At 56.4% G+C, this 15,460-nt stretch carries 2 protein-coding genes; one reads left to right on the plus strand and one right to left on the minus strand.

Annotation, left to right across the window (positions count from 1 at the left end; all coding sequences use genetic code 11):
• Positions 1-146 precede the first annotated feature (146 nt).
• Positions 147-13,013 (plus strand): LamG-like jellyroll fold domain-containing protein, encoded by a 12,867-nt coding sequence (locus tag L2D14_09590; protein ID WNJ98133.1) that lies wholly within the window; start codon positions 147-149, stop codon positions 13,011-13,013.
• Between the two features lie 67 nt (positions 13,014-13,080).
• Here the strand turns inward: L2D14_09590 and L2D14_09595 are convergent, their stop codons facing one another.
• Positions 13,081-15,393, minus strand: a complete 2,313-nt coding sequence (locus tag L2D14_09595; GenBank protein ID WNJ98134.1) for a PAS domain-containing protein — start codon at positions 15,391-15,393, stop codon at positions 13,081-13,083.
• Positions 15,394-15,460: the final 67 nt, after the last annotated feature.

Below are 15,460 nucleotides of genomic sequence, written 5' to 3' on the forward strand. Positions count from 1 at the left end.
AAGATCACGATTGTGATCTTGATGCTTGGACATGTTGACCGGATGCCGGATTTCGTCGCATATATGTCCTTATAAAAGAACAATAATAAATATATTCAACCGCAGTGAACGACGAAAAAGCGTTATCGTTCATAGGGTTGCACAAAATGGCTGATGAAATCCTGGCTGGCGGCGAAGCCGTTCAAACCGGTGAAAATGCGTTCTCAATTGATGGTTCGCAAACCGGTGATATTAATCTCCCCGAAAATTTATCTGTAGCTGATGCAGATTTCTCCTTTGAAGGAGGCGATCTCGTCCTGACCTTCCCGGATGGCACGACCGTCACGGTAGAGGGCTATCAGGACAATCCCAACCCGCCTACGCTGATGTCCGCAGACGGCGCCGAAGTCGGCAGCGATGTGGTTTCAGCGATGGCCGATGCCGGCGCGCCTGCTGGCGGCGATGCCCCGGCCGGCGAAGGTGCTTTTGGTTTCATTCAGCCGGAACAAGCAGAAGCAATGCAGGCCGCTGAACAAAGCAGTGGCAACGTTACCGATAGCCCTAATGTGATCACCGGCACGGACGGTGAACCGATCGGCAACATCGAAAGCCTGCAGGGCGAGGTTTTTGCGATTCGTGTCGATGGAACGCGGGTGCGGCTTGAGCTCGGCGATCAGGTATTCCAGGGTGATATTCTGGAATCCGGCCCGGAAGGGAACGTCGGTATTCTGCTCGCTGACGAAACCACCTTCGCCATGGGCCCCGAAGGCCGCATGGTTCTTGATGAAATGATTTACGATCCGGCAACCCAGCAAGGCTCTGTGTCGATGTCGGTGTTGCAGGGCGTGTTTACTTTCGTTTCCGGCCAGGTCGCGAAAACAGACCCCGACGCCATGACCCTCGACACACCGGTCGCAACCATCGGTATCCGCGGTACGCAGGTCGGTCTCGATATTCGGGATGGCGAAAGCTTGAATGTCCACCTGATGGAAGAACGCTTCGGGTTTGTCGGTGAAGTCGTCGTCGTCAACGATGCCGGTGTTCAGGTTCTAAACGATGCCAATGCCTTTACCTCAGTAGCCAGTTTTGACGCTGCGCCGTCGCCGTTCCAGATCGTCGGTATTGAAGACATTCTGTCATCTTATGCCGATGAAACCCTTCGTTTCCTGCCGACCCGCAACAGCGAAGGCGAGCGCACCAGCGCGAATACTTTTGATGAGAACCAGGAAGTCGATGGTGAAAATCGTGAATCCCTCGATTTTTTGAATGATTTCCAGACAGATGCCGGTGGGCCGCAAGAACAGACGCCAGCCGATACGATCCGCGTTACAGGCGAACTGCAGGACCTGAATATCATCGAACAGGCGCGCGCCGATTTGAATGACGACAACCCGTTTATTGATGAGGAAAGTGCCAAACAGGTCAATGAAGCGAAGGCTGAAACTGTTGTCGAAGAAAACGTTGAGGAGATTGTTGAGGACGATGCAACAGTTGTACTTCCGTCCGACATTCAGGACCTCATCAACGCCGGTACTCTTAAAGGCGTAACAGTATCCGCTGACGGCAGAACCGTTACGGGCTCTGTTGATGGCGATTTTGACGCGACCGGTCTTGATTACACCTTTGTTCTCACGGGCGGCGAAGGCGATAACGTTATTACGACCGGTAGCGGTGACGATACCCTAAGCGGTACGGGAGGCGATGATGTCCTCAATGGCGGCGCTGGCGACGACACTTTCATCGCTTCGCCGGGCGCTGGCGACGACACCTATATCGGTGGCGAAGGCAATGATACGATCACCTTTGCGGCATCAGACGATGATCTGATTATCAACCTCACCAACGGAACGGCCCGTGATGACGCCAATTTCGGCGGGATCGGCAATGACACGATCATCGAGATCGAGAATGTCGTCGGCGGCAGCGGCGATGACATCATCATCGGCAATGAATTTGCTAACGTCCTCGAAGGCGGAGCCGGCGATGATTTCATTGATGGCCGGGACGGTCAGGACACGGCGGTGTTTTCCGGTACTTATGGTCAGTCGACGATTACGATCGTTGATGGCGTGTTACGTGTAACGGGGCCGGACGGCACCGATACTATTGAAAATGTTGAGAATTTTGCCTTTACCGAAAGCCCCAACATCGTTGTCGGTCTCGAAGACACCGCCATGAGTATCGATATTGTGGACCATTTGCCGGCAGCGGCGAACGCGACATCGATTGTGGTGCGTGGTCTACCGGAAGGCGCACAATTGCTGCCTGGCACGGAACTCGAAGACGGCTCCTGGCTGCTCGAAAGTGGCGATCTCGAAGGGCTTACACTCACAGGCGCAACGAATTCAGCCGAGGATTTCAGTCTCAGCATCAGCGCGTATAACACCGACTATCTCGATGCCGTAACCCAGGCTGCGGAAAACTATCTGGCAACGCAACTCGATCCGGAAACGGATGAGCCGCTGCAGACGCTTGAGGAATTCCTTGCTGACGGCGGTTCGGTGCTAGAACTCGCAAACGGCGAGGCGCAAGCATTTCTGACTGGCGAAGCCGGATCGGGGGTGGTTGCTGTCGAGGTCATCGGTATTGTCGATCCGTTCTCGATTACGGTCGATGGGATAGAACTGACAGCGGATGGCTCGGCATCGTCGATTACCTTTGCTGGCACTGAAGATCAGGAAGTCGCGCTCAACATTGCAGGCGCATTGACGGACACCGACGGCAGCGAGGTGATTTCCGTGAGCATCAGCGGTCTGCCGACGCTTGAAGTCCAACAGGTTACTACCCAAGTGCCGTTGCTGGATGAAGAGGGTGAGCCGCTGTTGGGTGAAGATGACGAGGCGCTTTTCGAAGAGGTCACCTCATGGGAACCGGTCACCGACGACGCAGGCAATACCGTTGGGGCGCACCTTGTTTACACGGATGCCGGTGGCAACGACGTTATTCTGCCTGCCAACGATACCGGTACGTACGAACTGACTGGCGCACAACTGAATAACCTGCGACTTGTCGGGGCTCCGGATGACAGCGCCGATTTCAGCCTTGAAATCACGGCGCAGGTTCAGGATGGCGAATCCACTGCCACCGTTTTCGGTTCGGCCACGGTCGAGCTTGCCGCCAAGGCCGATGTGCCTACGGTGAACGGCGGTGCTGAAGCAGGCATTGAAGATCAGCCGGTTAATATCAGCTTCGATATCGATAAGAACGATATTTCCGAGCATATTACCGATGTGACGCTGACCGGTATTCCGGAAGGTTCCAAGCTCAGCATTGCTTATACCGATCCCGATACGGGCGAAACATTCCCTCTTCAAATCCCGGTTGTCGGCGGTGAAGCGAATATACCGCTTCAGTTCCTTGGCGCCGATATGTCGACCGATGGCCTTGTTTTGACGCCACCGGCACATTTGAGCGGCAGTTTCGATCTTCAGCTTGAAGTGACCTCGACCGAGCCGACGAACGGTGATTCTGCAATTAACTTCTTCGATATTCCGCTGACGTTGACGGCCGTTGCCGACGAGCTTGGCGTGACAATCAACGATACGACCGTCGTCGACGGTGATGCGTTGAGTATCAATACCGGTGAGGACGGGACTTTTGCACTGGATATCAGTGCCTTGACTGCGGATACCGATGGTTCTGAGGTCATTTCAGTAACGATTTCAGGCGTGCCGTCCGGGGCCGTGCTCTCCGCCGGTACGGAAAACAGCGATGGCTCGTGGACACTGACCCCCGAGGAATTCGATGGCCTGTCGATTACGCCGCCAGTGGATTCAGATGAAAATTTCGACCTCACGGTGACTGTGACCAACGTCGACAACAATGAAGATACGGTCACATTGGAAGCAACCGTTTCTGTAGACGTGGAAGCAATCGCTGATGCTGCCAATCTGAGCGCAACGGATGCCGCCGGCATGGAAGACACACCGATTGCACTCGATATTGCATCGTCGTTGAACGATACGGATGGCTCGGAAACACTCTCGATCACGATTTCGAATGTGCCGGACGGTGCGACTCTGTCTGCCGGTACTGACAACGGCGATGGTACTTGGACGCTGGATCCGGCTGACCTTGGCGGTCTGACGATCACGCCGGGTTTGCATGTGTCGGGTGAATTCAACCTGACCGTGACTGCGACCACCACCGAAGCCGCGAACGGCGACGAATCCGTCGTCTCGCAACAAATTGGTCTTAGTATTACACCTGACCCGGATACGCCGGTCGTCAATGTAACTGCCTTGACCGGAAACGAAGATACGGACATTCCGCTGAATATTGATGCCGCTCTGGTCGATCAGGACGGCTCAGAAACGCTCAGCATCTCCATTTCTGGTGTGCCGGACGGAGCCGTGCTCAGTGCCGGAACCAACCTCGGCAACGGTGTGTGGGATATCGATCCCGCCGACCTCGCGAATCTGACAATCACGCCGCCTGCTGACAGCAACGTCGATTTCACATTGCAGGTGACGGCGACGGCGACCGAGAGCAATGGCGAGTTCATCGAAACCACGGCCGACATTCCGGTCAACCTGCTGGGTGTCGCAGACGCGCCGAACCTGGATGCGGGGGAAGCGCTGGGTCTCGAAGACACGATGATCCCGCTGAATATCATCACGTCGCTGAACGATACTGACGATTCGGAGACGCTCAGCATTACCATCGAAAACGTTCCCGATCTCGCCATCGTGTTCGTCGGTGGCGAGCGCGCCGACATGGTTGATGGCGTGATTACGCTGACGCCGGATCAACTGGGTGACGTCAAAATTTTGCCGCCTGCTGGATCTGACGAAGATTTCGATCTTTTGATCACCGCTACCACCACGGAAAACGATACTGCGGAAAGCGGCAACGGGCAGGGAGTATCCAGCGTATCCGGTACACTGAGCGTAATTGTACAGGAAACCGCCGATCCGCCGGCACTGATGCTGTTCGATACGGCAGGCAATGAAGATACGCCGGCGCCGCTGAACATCGCGGCGATCCTGACGGATGCAGATGAAACGCTCAGCGTCACGGTGAGTGGTATTCCGGAAGGTGTCACGCTTTCCGCTGGGACCTACAACGATGCGGACGGTACATGGACGCTTGAAGCCGGCGATCTTGCCGGGCTGAGCATGACCATGCCTGAGAACTATTCAGGTGACTTTAATGTCAGCGTCGAAGCCACTTCGACGACTGACGACGGCACGTTTGCGACGACGTCCGGCTCCTTCAATGTGGCAATCGCCGGTGTCGCGGATGATGCCGATCTGAACCTGACTGACATCAGCGCTGATGAAGGCACAGAAATTCCGCTGAACATCGATGCCGGGCTGGCCGATACGGATGGTTCGGAGACACTGAGCATCACGGTATCGAATATTCCGGAAGGTTCGATTCTGACCAATGCGCTGGGCGACGTCCTCTCGATTGTCGACGGCTCGGTTGAACTGACGTCAGGTCAGCTCGAAGGCCTGACAATGACGACCCCGCCGGGTATGGATACGGATTTCACCCTGCAGGTAACCGCGACCACCACGGAAAACGATGCGGACGCCACGGCTAACGGGCAGGGCGTTTCAAGTGTCAGTGGCGTGATCAATATCGACATGAATGCGGTTGCCGAAGTGCCGACGCTGGTGCTTCAGGATGCATCCGGGAACGAAGATCAGCCGATTGCGTTGGATGTATCGGCCATCGTCGCCGATGCGTCGGAAACGCTTTCGATCACGATTGCCGGCGTGCCCGACGGCGCCATGCTATCCGCCGGATCGAACAACAATGACGGTACGTGGACGCTGAGCCCAGCGCAGCTTGAAGGTCTGACCATTACGCCGCCGACCGACAGCAACGAGAATTTTCAGCTTGAAGTTACCGCGACGTCGACCGAACAGGATGGCACGTCCGCCAGCGCAACCGGCTCGATTAGTGTCGGCGTCACCGGAGTTGCGGATGCGCCAATACTGAATACGTCTGATATTAGCGGACTGGAAGATGGTGCGATTCCGCTGAACATTTCAGCAAATTTAACCGATACGGATGGCTCAGAGGACTTGTCGATTACCATTGCCGGTGTTCCCAATGGTGCTCAGCTTTCTGCCGGAACGAAAAACCCCGATGGGTCCTGGACCCTCAGTGGTGCGCAACTGGACGGTCTGACCTTAACCCCGGCTGCAGACACGTCTGGTAATTTCTCGCTGACGGTCACGGCGACATCCACCGAAAATGACGGTGACAGTTCCAGTGTCACGGGGCTGATGAACGTCAGTGTCGATGCCGTTGCCGATGCCCCGACCCTTATCCTGCATAATGCGGCCGGCTTCGAAGACGATGCTATTCCGCTAGAGATTTCGACCGCCGCCACCGGCGGCGACGAGATTGTCGGTGTGACGATCAGTGGTGTGCCGAACGGGGCATCGCTTTCCGCCGGTATCGATAACGGGGACGGCACATGGACCCTGACCGAAGCTCAGCTCGACGGTCTGACCATTACGCCGCCGGACAGCTCGAACGCGAACTTCAACATCGGTGTGACGGTCACCTCGATGGACGGCGACGATTTGGCCGAAACGAGCCAATCGCTGAGTGTCTCAGTGACCGCGGTTGCCGACAAGCCGACCCTCAATGTGCCGTCGCAAATCATTGCTGACGGCCTTGATGCCGTCGATCTGGATATCCAGAGCGCACTCAACGATCTGGACGGCTCGGAAAGTCTGAGCATCAACATCTCGAATATTCCAGATGGCGCCATTCTGAATATCGGCGACACCATCCTGAATGTCGTCGGTGGCACCATCGACCTTGATCCATCGCAGTTGAGCGGCCTGCAGATCACGGCGCCGCCAGGCTTCGACGGGAATTTTACCCTTCAGGTTACGGCGACGGCGAGGGACACGGATCCGGACAGCGATATTCCGACCGGTTTGGAAACCAGCATCAGCATCGGTTTCATTGATGTTGAAGTTGACGGTGTGGTCATCAACGATCCGGATGCACCGGAACTGAACCTTGAAGATACACAGGGTTTTGAAGACTCTCTGATTGCGTTGGATATAGACGCCAACCTGACGGATCCGTCCGAGACGCTGTCACTGACGATAACCGGCGTGCCGGCTGGCGCATCCCTGTCGGCAGGTACGGATCTGGGTAACGGGACCTGGTCTTTGTTGCCGGAAGAAGCCGCCGGTCTGACGATCACGCCGCCCGATGACAGCAATACCGATTTCGATCTGACGGTTACCGCAACCTCGACGACCGACGATGGCGAGGTCGCGACGACGACCGGCACCATTGCTGTTGATGTCGTCGGCGTTGCTGACGATCCGAACCTGAATGCTTCCGTTGGCGAAGGGGTAGCGTCCGGAGAAGGTATCCGCGATATCCCTGCTTTTGAACACGGGCTGTCAAATGTCGTCATGTACCTTGACGATGGAAATGGCAACATCGAGAAGGTCCGCGTTGAAGACTTCCCGGGCGGGGAAGGCGAAATTCATGACGTCAACGATATCGACCTCCTTGGGTTCATCAGTGAAAATTATCCGGGTACGGAACTTGTCGCCCTGACGGTTAAGGCCGGGAACAATGGCGGCCCGCTTGTCGGACCTGGTGAAGGTGAACTGTTCCTGATCGATCCGGGTGTTGCCGCCAGTGGTTTGCCGCTGCTGGACAGTGTTGATGAAACGCTGAGCTTTGACAATTCGTTCGCAGATCACCTTGGCGGCACCGTGAGTGACGGTATGACCGCATTCCCGCTCGATATTTCTGCTTCACTCAATGATCTGGACGGGTCTGAATCTCTGTCGATCACGATTACTGATTTGCCGGCCGGTGTAACACTGTCGGCGGGTGAACAGGTGGATGATAGCACCTGGGTCCTGACCGAAGCGCAGCTTGATGGGCTTCAGATCAATGTTCCTCAGGGTGTTGATCCGGATTTCGATTTCGATGTGACGGCGACGGCCACAGAAAATGACGGCGATACGGCTAGCGTCTCGACCACGGTTGGTATCGATGGTGACGATGAAGCCGAAGCACCGGATCTTGAAGTCAGTGCTGCTGAAGGCAATGAGGACAATGCTATCGCACTCGATATTTCAGCGGCCCTTACCGATACGGACGGCTCTGAAACGCTCAGTATCACAATTTCGGGTATGCCGAACGGGGCTGAACTGTCCGCAGGTACCGATAACGGCGATGGTTCTTGGACGCTGACGCCAGAGCAGCTTGCTGGCCTTACCGTGACGCCGCCGGAAGATTCCGATGTGGACTTCACGCTGAGCGTTGAAGCAACGTCTGTTGAGCAATCCACGGGTGACACCGCCGTAACCACAGGCACGATCCCGGTAACGGTGAATGCCGTTGCCGATGCGCCGAATGTCGCTGCCGGTGACGGTGACGGCGATGTCGGTCAGACCGTGCCGCTGGATATCCAGAGCATCCTTACCGATACCGACGGCTCGGAAAGCCTCTCCATTACTATTTCCGGTTTCCCGGAAGGGGCGAGCCTGAATGCCGGTGTGGATAATCAGGATGGGTCTTATACCCTGAATGTTGCCGATTTGGACGGTCTGGCGATTTCACTGCCGGATGGAGCCAGCGATGATTTCGACCTGTCTGTGACAGCAACGTCTACGGAACTGTCAAACCAGGATCAGGCATCCAATGTCGTCACGGCAGCGATCAATGTCGATCCGCTGGCCAGCGATGACCGCAACGTCGTTGAGATCGGTGAAGTTACCTCTGGCAACGTGCTTACCGGCGATGGTGACAGCGTTGATCCAAGCGGTGCTGCCGATGTCGGTTCCGAAAGCGGCAATAGCGTCGTTGATGTAAGCTTCGGCGGCGTCACCAAGAGCTTCACAAATCCGGAAGACGTGCAAAGTGACGCGGATGGCAACTTCATCGAAATCGCCGGCGATCACGGTACCCTCAAGATGTACGCGGACGGATCATACGATTATGCCGCCGACGAGAGCGAGGCGGTGTCGCATGTTGCCGGCCTTACCGGTACGGCAAACGGTGCCGCCGTTGAGGAAGCGTGGTCGGGCGTGCAGACCTTCGCCTTTGACTTCGGAACTTCGTATCTGAATGCAAGCGGGCAACTTGATCCGTCTCTGGCCGATGCCGAAATCTCCTTTGCTTCCAATGGGATCGGTGTAGAGGGGACGCAGAGTGGCATGCCTGCACCCGATCAGATCAACCATGACAACGATACCGGTCAGAGCGAAGCGCTCGGCATGAATCTGGGTGGTGAGACCTCGTCGGCGACACTGACGGTGTCGAACTTGTTCAATAATGAGGACGGTGGCGAGCAGGGTGTATGGCAGGCATTCGATGCCGACGGCAACCTGGTCGGTGAAGGTGTGCTGAATGCATCCACCGTCGATTACAGTGGATCCAGCAATGTCGGTACGGCAGAAATCGCACTGCCGGACGGCGCGCCGTTCCAGTATCTGGTCTTCACCGCAACCGATACCGGTGGCGATAACAATCAAAACGACTCGAGCGATTTCTTTATCCGTGCGCTGCAATTCGAAACGAATGCGGCGGAAGGCGGCGAAGATGCCTTTACCTATACGATGCAGGATGCCGATGGCGACACCGCGACGGCTACGCTGAGCATCGACGTTTCCGAAGAACAGGACACGACTGCGTCCGATCCGACACTCAATGCCACCGATGCTGCCGGTCTCGAAGACAATGCAATTGCTTTGGATATCGCAGCCGGTCTTGGCGATCTGGATGGTTCCGAGACGCTCTCGATCACCATTGCGGGTGTGCCGTCAGGTGCGGAACTCAGCGCCGGGACATTGGTCAGCGAAGGTGTCTGGTCCGTTCCGCCGGGCAATCTTGCCGGCCTGACGATCACGCCGCCCGACGATAGCAATGAAGATTTCGCATTGACGGTGACGGCGACTTCGACCGAAGCCAACGGCGGCGATACGTCAACAACGACTGCTACCATCAATGTCGACGTGACCGGCGTCGCCGATGCGCCGACACTGACGGCCAGCATTGGCGAAGGTGTCGAAACCTCGACCACAAGTGACATCACCATCACAAACATGGGTGAAATCAGCGCCGGCTATAACAACAGCTATGGCTACTACGTGAAGGACGAAGACGGCAATCCGGGCGAAGGCATGATTATCTGGTCAAACGCCAAGGAAGACATCGGCGATACCTTCACCATCGAAGGCGTTGATCCGGACAGCATCGGCTTCTTCGTTATCCCGAACGGCGGTAACGAAAACGGCAATCTTGGCAATGAAACGCCGGTGAGCTTTACACAGGATGAGAACGGCAACTGGCACGCGGTTGACGCTAACGGCCATACGCTCGGAGAGGCTGGTCCGAGTGTGCTGTTCGACGACACGGCTCTGAATAACAACAACACCGACTACACAACCGATAATGCGGTCGGAGGCAACCAGAATTGGGAAGATCTCTACGGTGGCGGCGATAACGACTTCAATGACGTTAACGTGAATGTCGAGGTCACGAACAGTTCTACCGGTGGCATGGTTGAATACCCGCTGAATATCACCTCGTCACTGACCGACACGGACAGTTCGGAATCGCTTTCAATTACCGTGGCCGGTTTGCCGGAAGGTGCCGAGCTTTCTGCGGGGACACAGAACAATGACGGCACGTGGACTCTGACGCCAGGGCAGCTGGCTGGTCTGACGCTGGCAGTTGCTGCCGGAAGCGCCGATTTCGATCTGTCGGTATCCGCAATGTCGACAGAAAACGACGGTGATACGGCCGTGACTTCGACAACCCTTGCTGTTGAAGTGCCGGCGTTCGATTCAACGGCGGACGGCGTCAATCTGACGGCCGGCGATGTCAGCGGAAACGAGGATACGGCAATTGCGCTCAATATCGCATCTTCCCTGAATGACACGGATGGTTCCGAAAGCCTGTCGATTACTATTAGTGGTGTGCCGAACGGCGCCGTACTCAGCGCCGGCACCAACAACAATGATGGCACCTGGACGCTGGACGACGGCGACCTGGACGGATTGACCATCACGCCGCCGGCCGACAGCAACGAGGACTTTACCCTTAGCGTGAGCGCAACGGGTACGGAAGGTGAAGGTGGCGAGACCTCAATCCAGACCGCCAGTTTTGACGTCGACGTTGTCGGCGTTGCCGATGGCGCCTCGGTTTCGGCAACGGCGACGTTGGCCGAAGGTCACAGCGGTGGCGGCTCCACGCAAACAAACGGTCAGACCGGATCCGGTTCAGGTCATGGCTCTGGCAGTGGTTCCGGTGAAGGCAGTGATCTTGTCGCCTTTTTTGAAGTGACCGAGAATGACGACAACGGTGAAATCAACAACAGCGAAGGCCGCAACGATGGTGAATTGCATGGTGTTACATTAAACCATGACAGCGACGGCCCGAGCGGTTCGTCCGCCGTGTTCGATGGCAACAACGATTACGTTGAAGTCGATCATCGCGGCAGCATGGAAATGGACTCCGGCACCTTCGTGCTTTGGTTCAACACCGAAAATGCGGACAGTAAGCAGGGTCTCTTCTCGAAAGATTCAAGCGGATATGACGGCGGCGGCCACCTGACGGCATTCGTTGACGACGGCCAGGTGCAGGTTCGTATGCAGAGCACCAATTCCAGCTTCATGGTACAGGGTGGCGACATCAGCAGTGGCGCCTGGCACCAGATGGCGTTTTCGTTCGGTCCTGACGGCATGCGGTTGTATGTCGATGGCAATCAGGTCGATAGCGACAACTATTCCGGTGGTATGTCGGGCAATGAAGAGCCACTTGTTTTTGGTGCCAATCAGTGGGCGAGCGGCAATGAAGTTGCCAACAATCTTCAGGACTTCTTCCGCGGTCAAATGGACAAGATGGCCGTATATGACCGGCCGTTGACGCCGACGGAAATCGCCAATCTGCACGATGATGGTGTGCAGCAGATGACCAACAGCGATGGCGAGGCACTGGTCTATGACCTCGATATCGAAGGCAGCCTTGTTGATGTCGACGGTTCCGAAACCCTCTCGTTCGAGGTCCGGGGCCTGCCCGATGGTGTCGAACTGTCCGCCGGACAGAGCGACGGCAACGGGACGTGGATGCTCGGTACCGGTGATCTCGAAGGTTTGACCATGACCGTTGATTCGAGCGTCAGCGAGAACTTCTCTATAGAAGTTGTTGCGATCGGTACGGAAAATGACGGTGATTCGGCTGAATCTTCGGTTGTTGCGCTTGAAATAGAAGTTGATATCGACGATCCGGTGGAAATCAATGGGACCTGGCAGAGCGAAACCCTTGAGGGTGGTAGCGGTGCCGACACGATTTCCGGCAATGGTGGCCATGATCAGCTTTATGGTGCTTCCGGCGATGACATTCTGAATGGCGGCGACGGTAATGACTCGCTGTTCGGCGAAGCCGGCGACGATGTGATGGACGGTGGTACCGGCCACGATTACATGTCGGGCGGTGCTGGCAACGATACGCTCAGTGCCGGTGACGGCGACGATACGCTAGATGGCGGTGCCGGTAACGACGACATGTTCGGCGGCTCGGGGCATGACGTCATGCTGGGTGGTGACGGAAATGACAACCTTGTCGCCGGTGACGGTGATGATCGTCTGTATGGCGGTGAGGGTGACGATAACCTCGATGGCGGATCCGGCCACGATCGTCTTTATGGCGGTGATGGTAATGATGTGATTAGCGGCGGATACGGAAACGACACTATCGAGGGCGGTCTGGGCGATGATGTGCTGACGGGTGGCACGGGCCAGGATCGCTTCGAGATGGATGCCCAGAGCGGCCACGACATCATCCAGGATATCATGGATCAGGATACCGTTGTCTTCGAAGGTCAGGAGTTCCATGCCGACGACATGATCTTCAACGAGAACGAAGATGGGGACGTGGTCGTATCCTTCGCCGGTGTAGAAGGCCAGTCGGTGACGCTGAACGGCGTCAGCATGGACGACCTGGACCGCAATGGCGATGGCGATATCAGCGACGGATACTCGATTACGGAAACCGACGGCCAGGTATCACTGACTATCGACACGAATTAATTTACAAGCTTATCAGATGCGAACGCCCCTCCGGCCGATTTGCCGGGGGGCGCTTTCATTATGAGGGTTATTCCGCGGCGTCTTCGATGGTGGGGTCGACCCGGAAATGCGCCCAGCGCCGCATGCCGCCCCGGTTTTCCAGATAGTTGATCAGAGCCGTTACCGGCTTCCTGTCGAACTTGCTTTCCGACATTTCCATCATGATATCGGAAACTTTTCTGAACGGCATGGCGCCGCGATAGGCGCGTGGACTGACCATGCCGACAAAGGCATTGGCGACGGCCAGAATCCGCGAGGTATGAATGATTTCTTCGTCCTTAAGGCCAAGCGGCCCTTTGCCGTCCCATGTTTCGCCGAACTGGCGGATGGTTTCCACAACTGGACCTTCGAAGGTAACGTGTTCTATTAAATCGACCGTCGTCAGGTAGGCATTAGAGACAAGCATCCGTTCTTCATCGGTCAGGTCCTCGGTCTTCATCAGCAATTCTTCAGGGACGAAAATCTTGCCGAGATTCATCAGGCTGCCTGAGATGTCGACGGTGCGCACGTCGATGTCCTCCATCCCCATTTCCTGAGCGATGGCGCGAGAAACTTCGGCAACGCGCGATGAATGGTTTGCCGAGAACGGATCGCGGCGGTCGACGACGCTGACCAGGGTATCGATCAGCTCCTTCATCATCTTTTCGGATCTGAGGCGCGCCAACTGTAATTCGGTGATGTCGTCGATGACCAGAAGACAGCCCGGCGGATAGTCGCGGTCGCCACGAAGTGGCAAGCCGTCTACCTTGACCATCTGATAGGCATTGTCGTCATCGGGATCGGTAATTTCAGGGTCGCCGAATTCGAACAATTTCTGCTGGCGTTCGAAATCATCGATGACTTTTTTCACAAGCCCACCGTATTCCTGTGCCTTTATCGGGCCGATAACGCTGGCCATGGTCTTCCCCTTGATATCCGTGATGGGAATACCGTTGGCCTCGGCAACAGGCATATTGGCAAATGTATAGACGGTGTTGCGGTCGACGGCGACGATCTGCGTCGGCTGGTTGTCGGTAACCATGCGCATGAACTTGGTCAGGTTCTCGAAACGCTCCAACATGACCTGTGCGCGATGCAGGGCTTCGGAAGCGCGGGCAGAGGCTGCGTTCTTCCAGACGAACAGGATCGTCAGGGAAACGATGACGATGATCGCGATAAACACACCGAGGATGAAGTTCAGCCGATTTTCAATCGGCCCCAGCGCCTCGTCGCGCGAGACCTTGCGGACCAGTATCCATGGTATCTGCGCAACTTCGCGAGATACCATCAGCACGCGGTCGCCGCTGTAATCAAGGTTGTTGACGAAGCTTCCCGGAATATTGATGGCTTCGGAAACCGCAAGGTTCGGCGATGCCAACGCCATGGTGCGTTTCAAGGCCGCCGTGCCGTCGCGTAGCGGCGACAGGTATTCGACCTTGCCGCCGGACTTTCTGACCAGCAGCGTTTCGGCGGTTTTCGTCAGCGTGCCAGGCTGAACGAGCTGGTCCCAAAGAGATGCGTCGATAAGGCGTATGCCGATTACAGCGCCAATCCCCTTGGCACCGGCGCCGCCGTCCTGCACGGCATAGACCGGCAAAGCAAAGCCGATGGTGGGTTCGCCGCTGGCGCCCAGATACATGTCGATAATAGCAGGGTCGCCATCGAGCGCCTTGCGCACAGCTTCCTTGATGCGCCCTGTGATCGGCGGCATGTCTGGCGTTGAGATGATCGGTTCGGCATTCTTGTCGACGAGCCCAAGGCCGGCAACGCCGACACGTTCTACGTTGGCGGCAATTTCGCCGACCGGTGGCGGTGCCTTGAAGGCCGTGCGCTCGGCCGTCGCTATCAAAAGATTTCTGAGGAATCCATGCGAGGCGCTGGCACCGATACCGGCACCCCCCGCGCCACTGCCATCCAACCCTTGAAGCAGCGAGTCGGCGGCTGAAAGTTCACTCGCAGGCGCGGCGCTCGGGTCGGTTGCGGGGGCAGCAGATGCCAGTTCGGACATGTAAAGTTGCAGTGACGCATTTTGCGTCAGTTCGCGCATTACCTTGAAATTGTCATCGATCCAGTCGTTGACGGCGCCAACCCGCGAATCGGCAACAATGCCGAGACGGACCTGCCAGGCTTGCGTCTCGCGCTTCAGTTCCTCATCGACATAGACTTTTGCAAGGATTGCCGCGCCGATAATCAGTGTTGCGATGAATGCTACGCCGGCGATGAAGAACTTGTTAACTTTACGTGGAGGGAGCGCATCGTTCGGCAATTCCTTCTCATCGGTCGCGCCGGCGGATGCACCGTCTTGCTTGTTCGGTTTTTCTGTTTCTTCTGTCACTTTCTTGCGGCGAAGACTTAACGCCATGCCGTACCCCCCAGATGATCGATCAGATTATCGTCCCGACGCATCAGGCATGATAACCGGTTATAAA

The sequence above is a fragment of the Thalassospiraceae bacterium LMO-JJ14 genome (genome assembly GCA_021555105.2).
Classification (GTDB): domain Bacteria; phylum Pseudomonadota; class Alphaproteobacteria; order Rhodospirillales; family Casp-alpha2; genus UBA4479.

Bases quoted from the DNA above. Each gene is read 5' to 3' on its own strand.
- L2D14_09595 (WNJ98134.1), bottom strand. From the start codon at position 15,393: ATGGCGTTAAGTCTTCGCCGCAAGAAAGTGACAGAAGAAACAGAAAAA.
- L2D14_09590 (WNJ98133.1), top strand. From the start codon at position 147: ATGGCTGATGAAATCCTGGCTGGCGGCGAAGCCGTTCAAACCGGTGAA.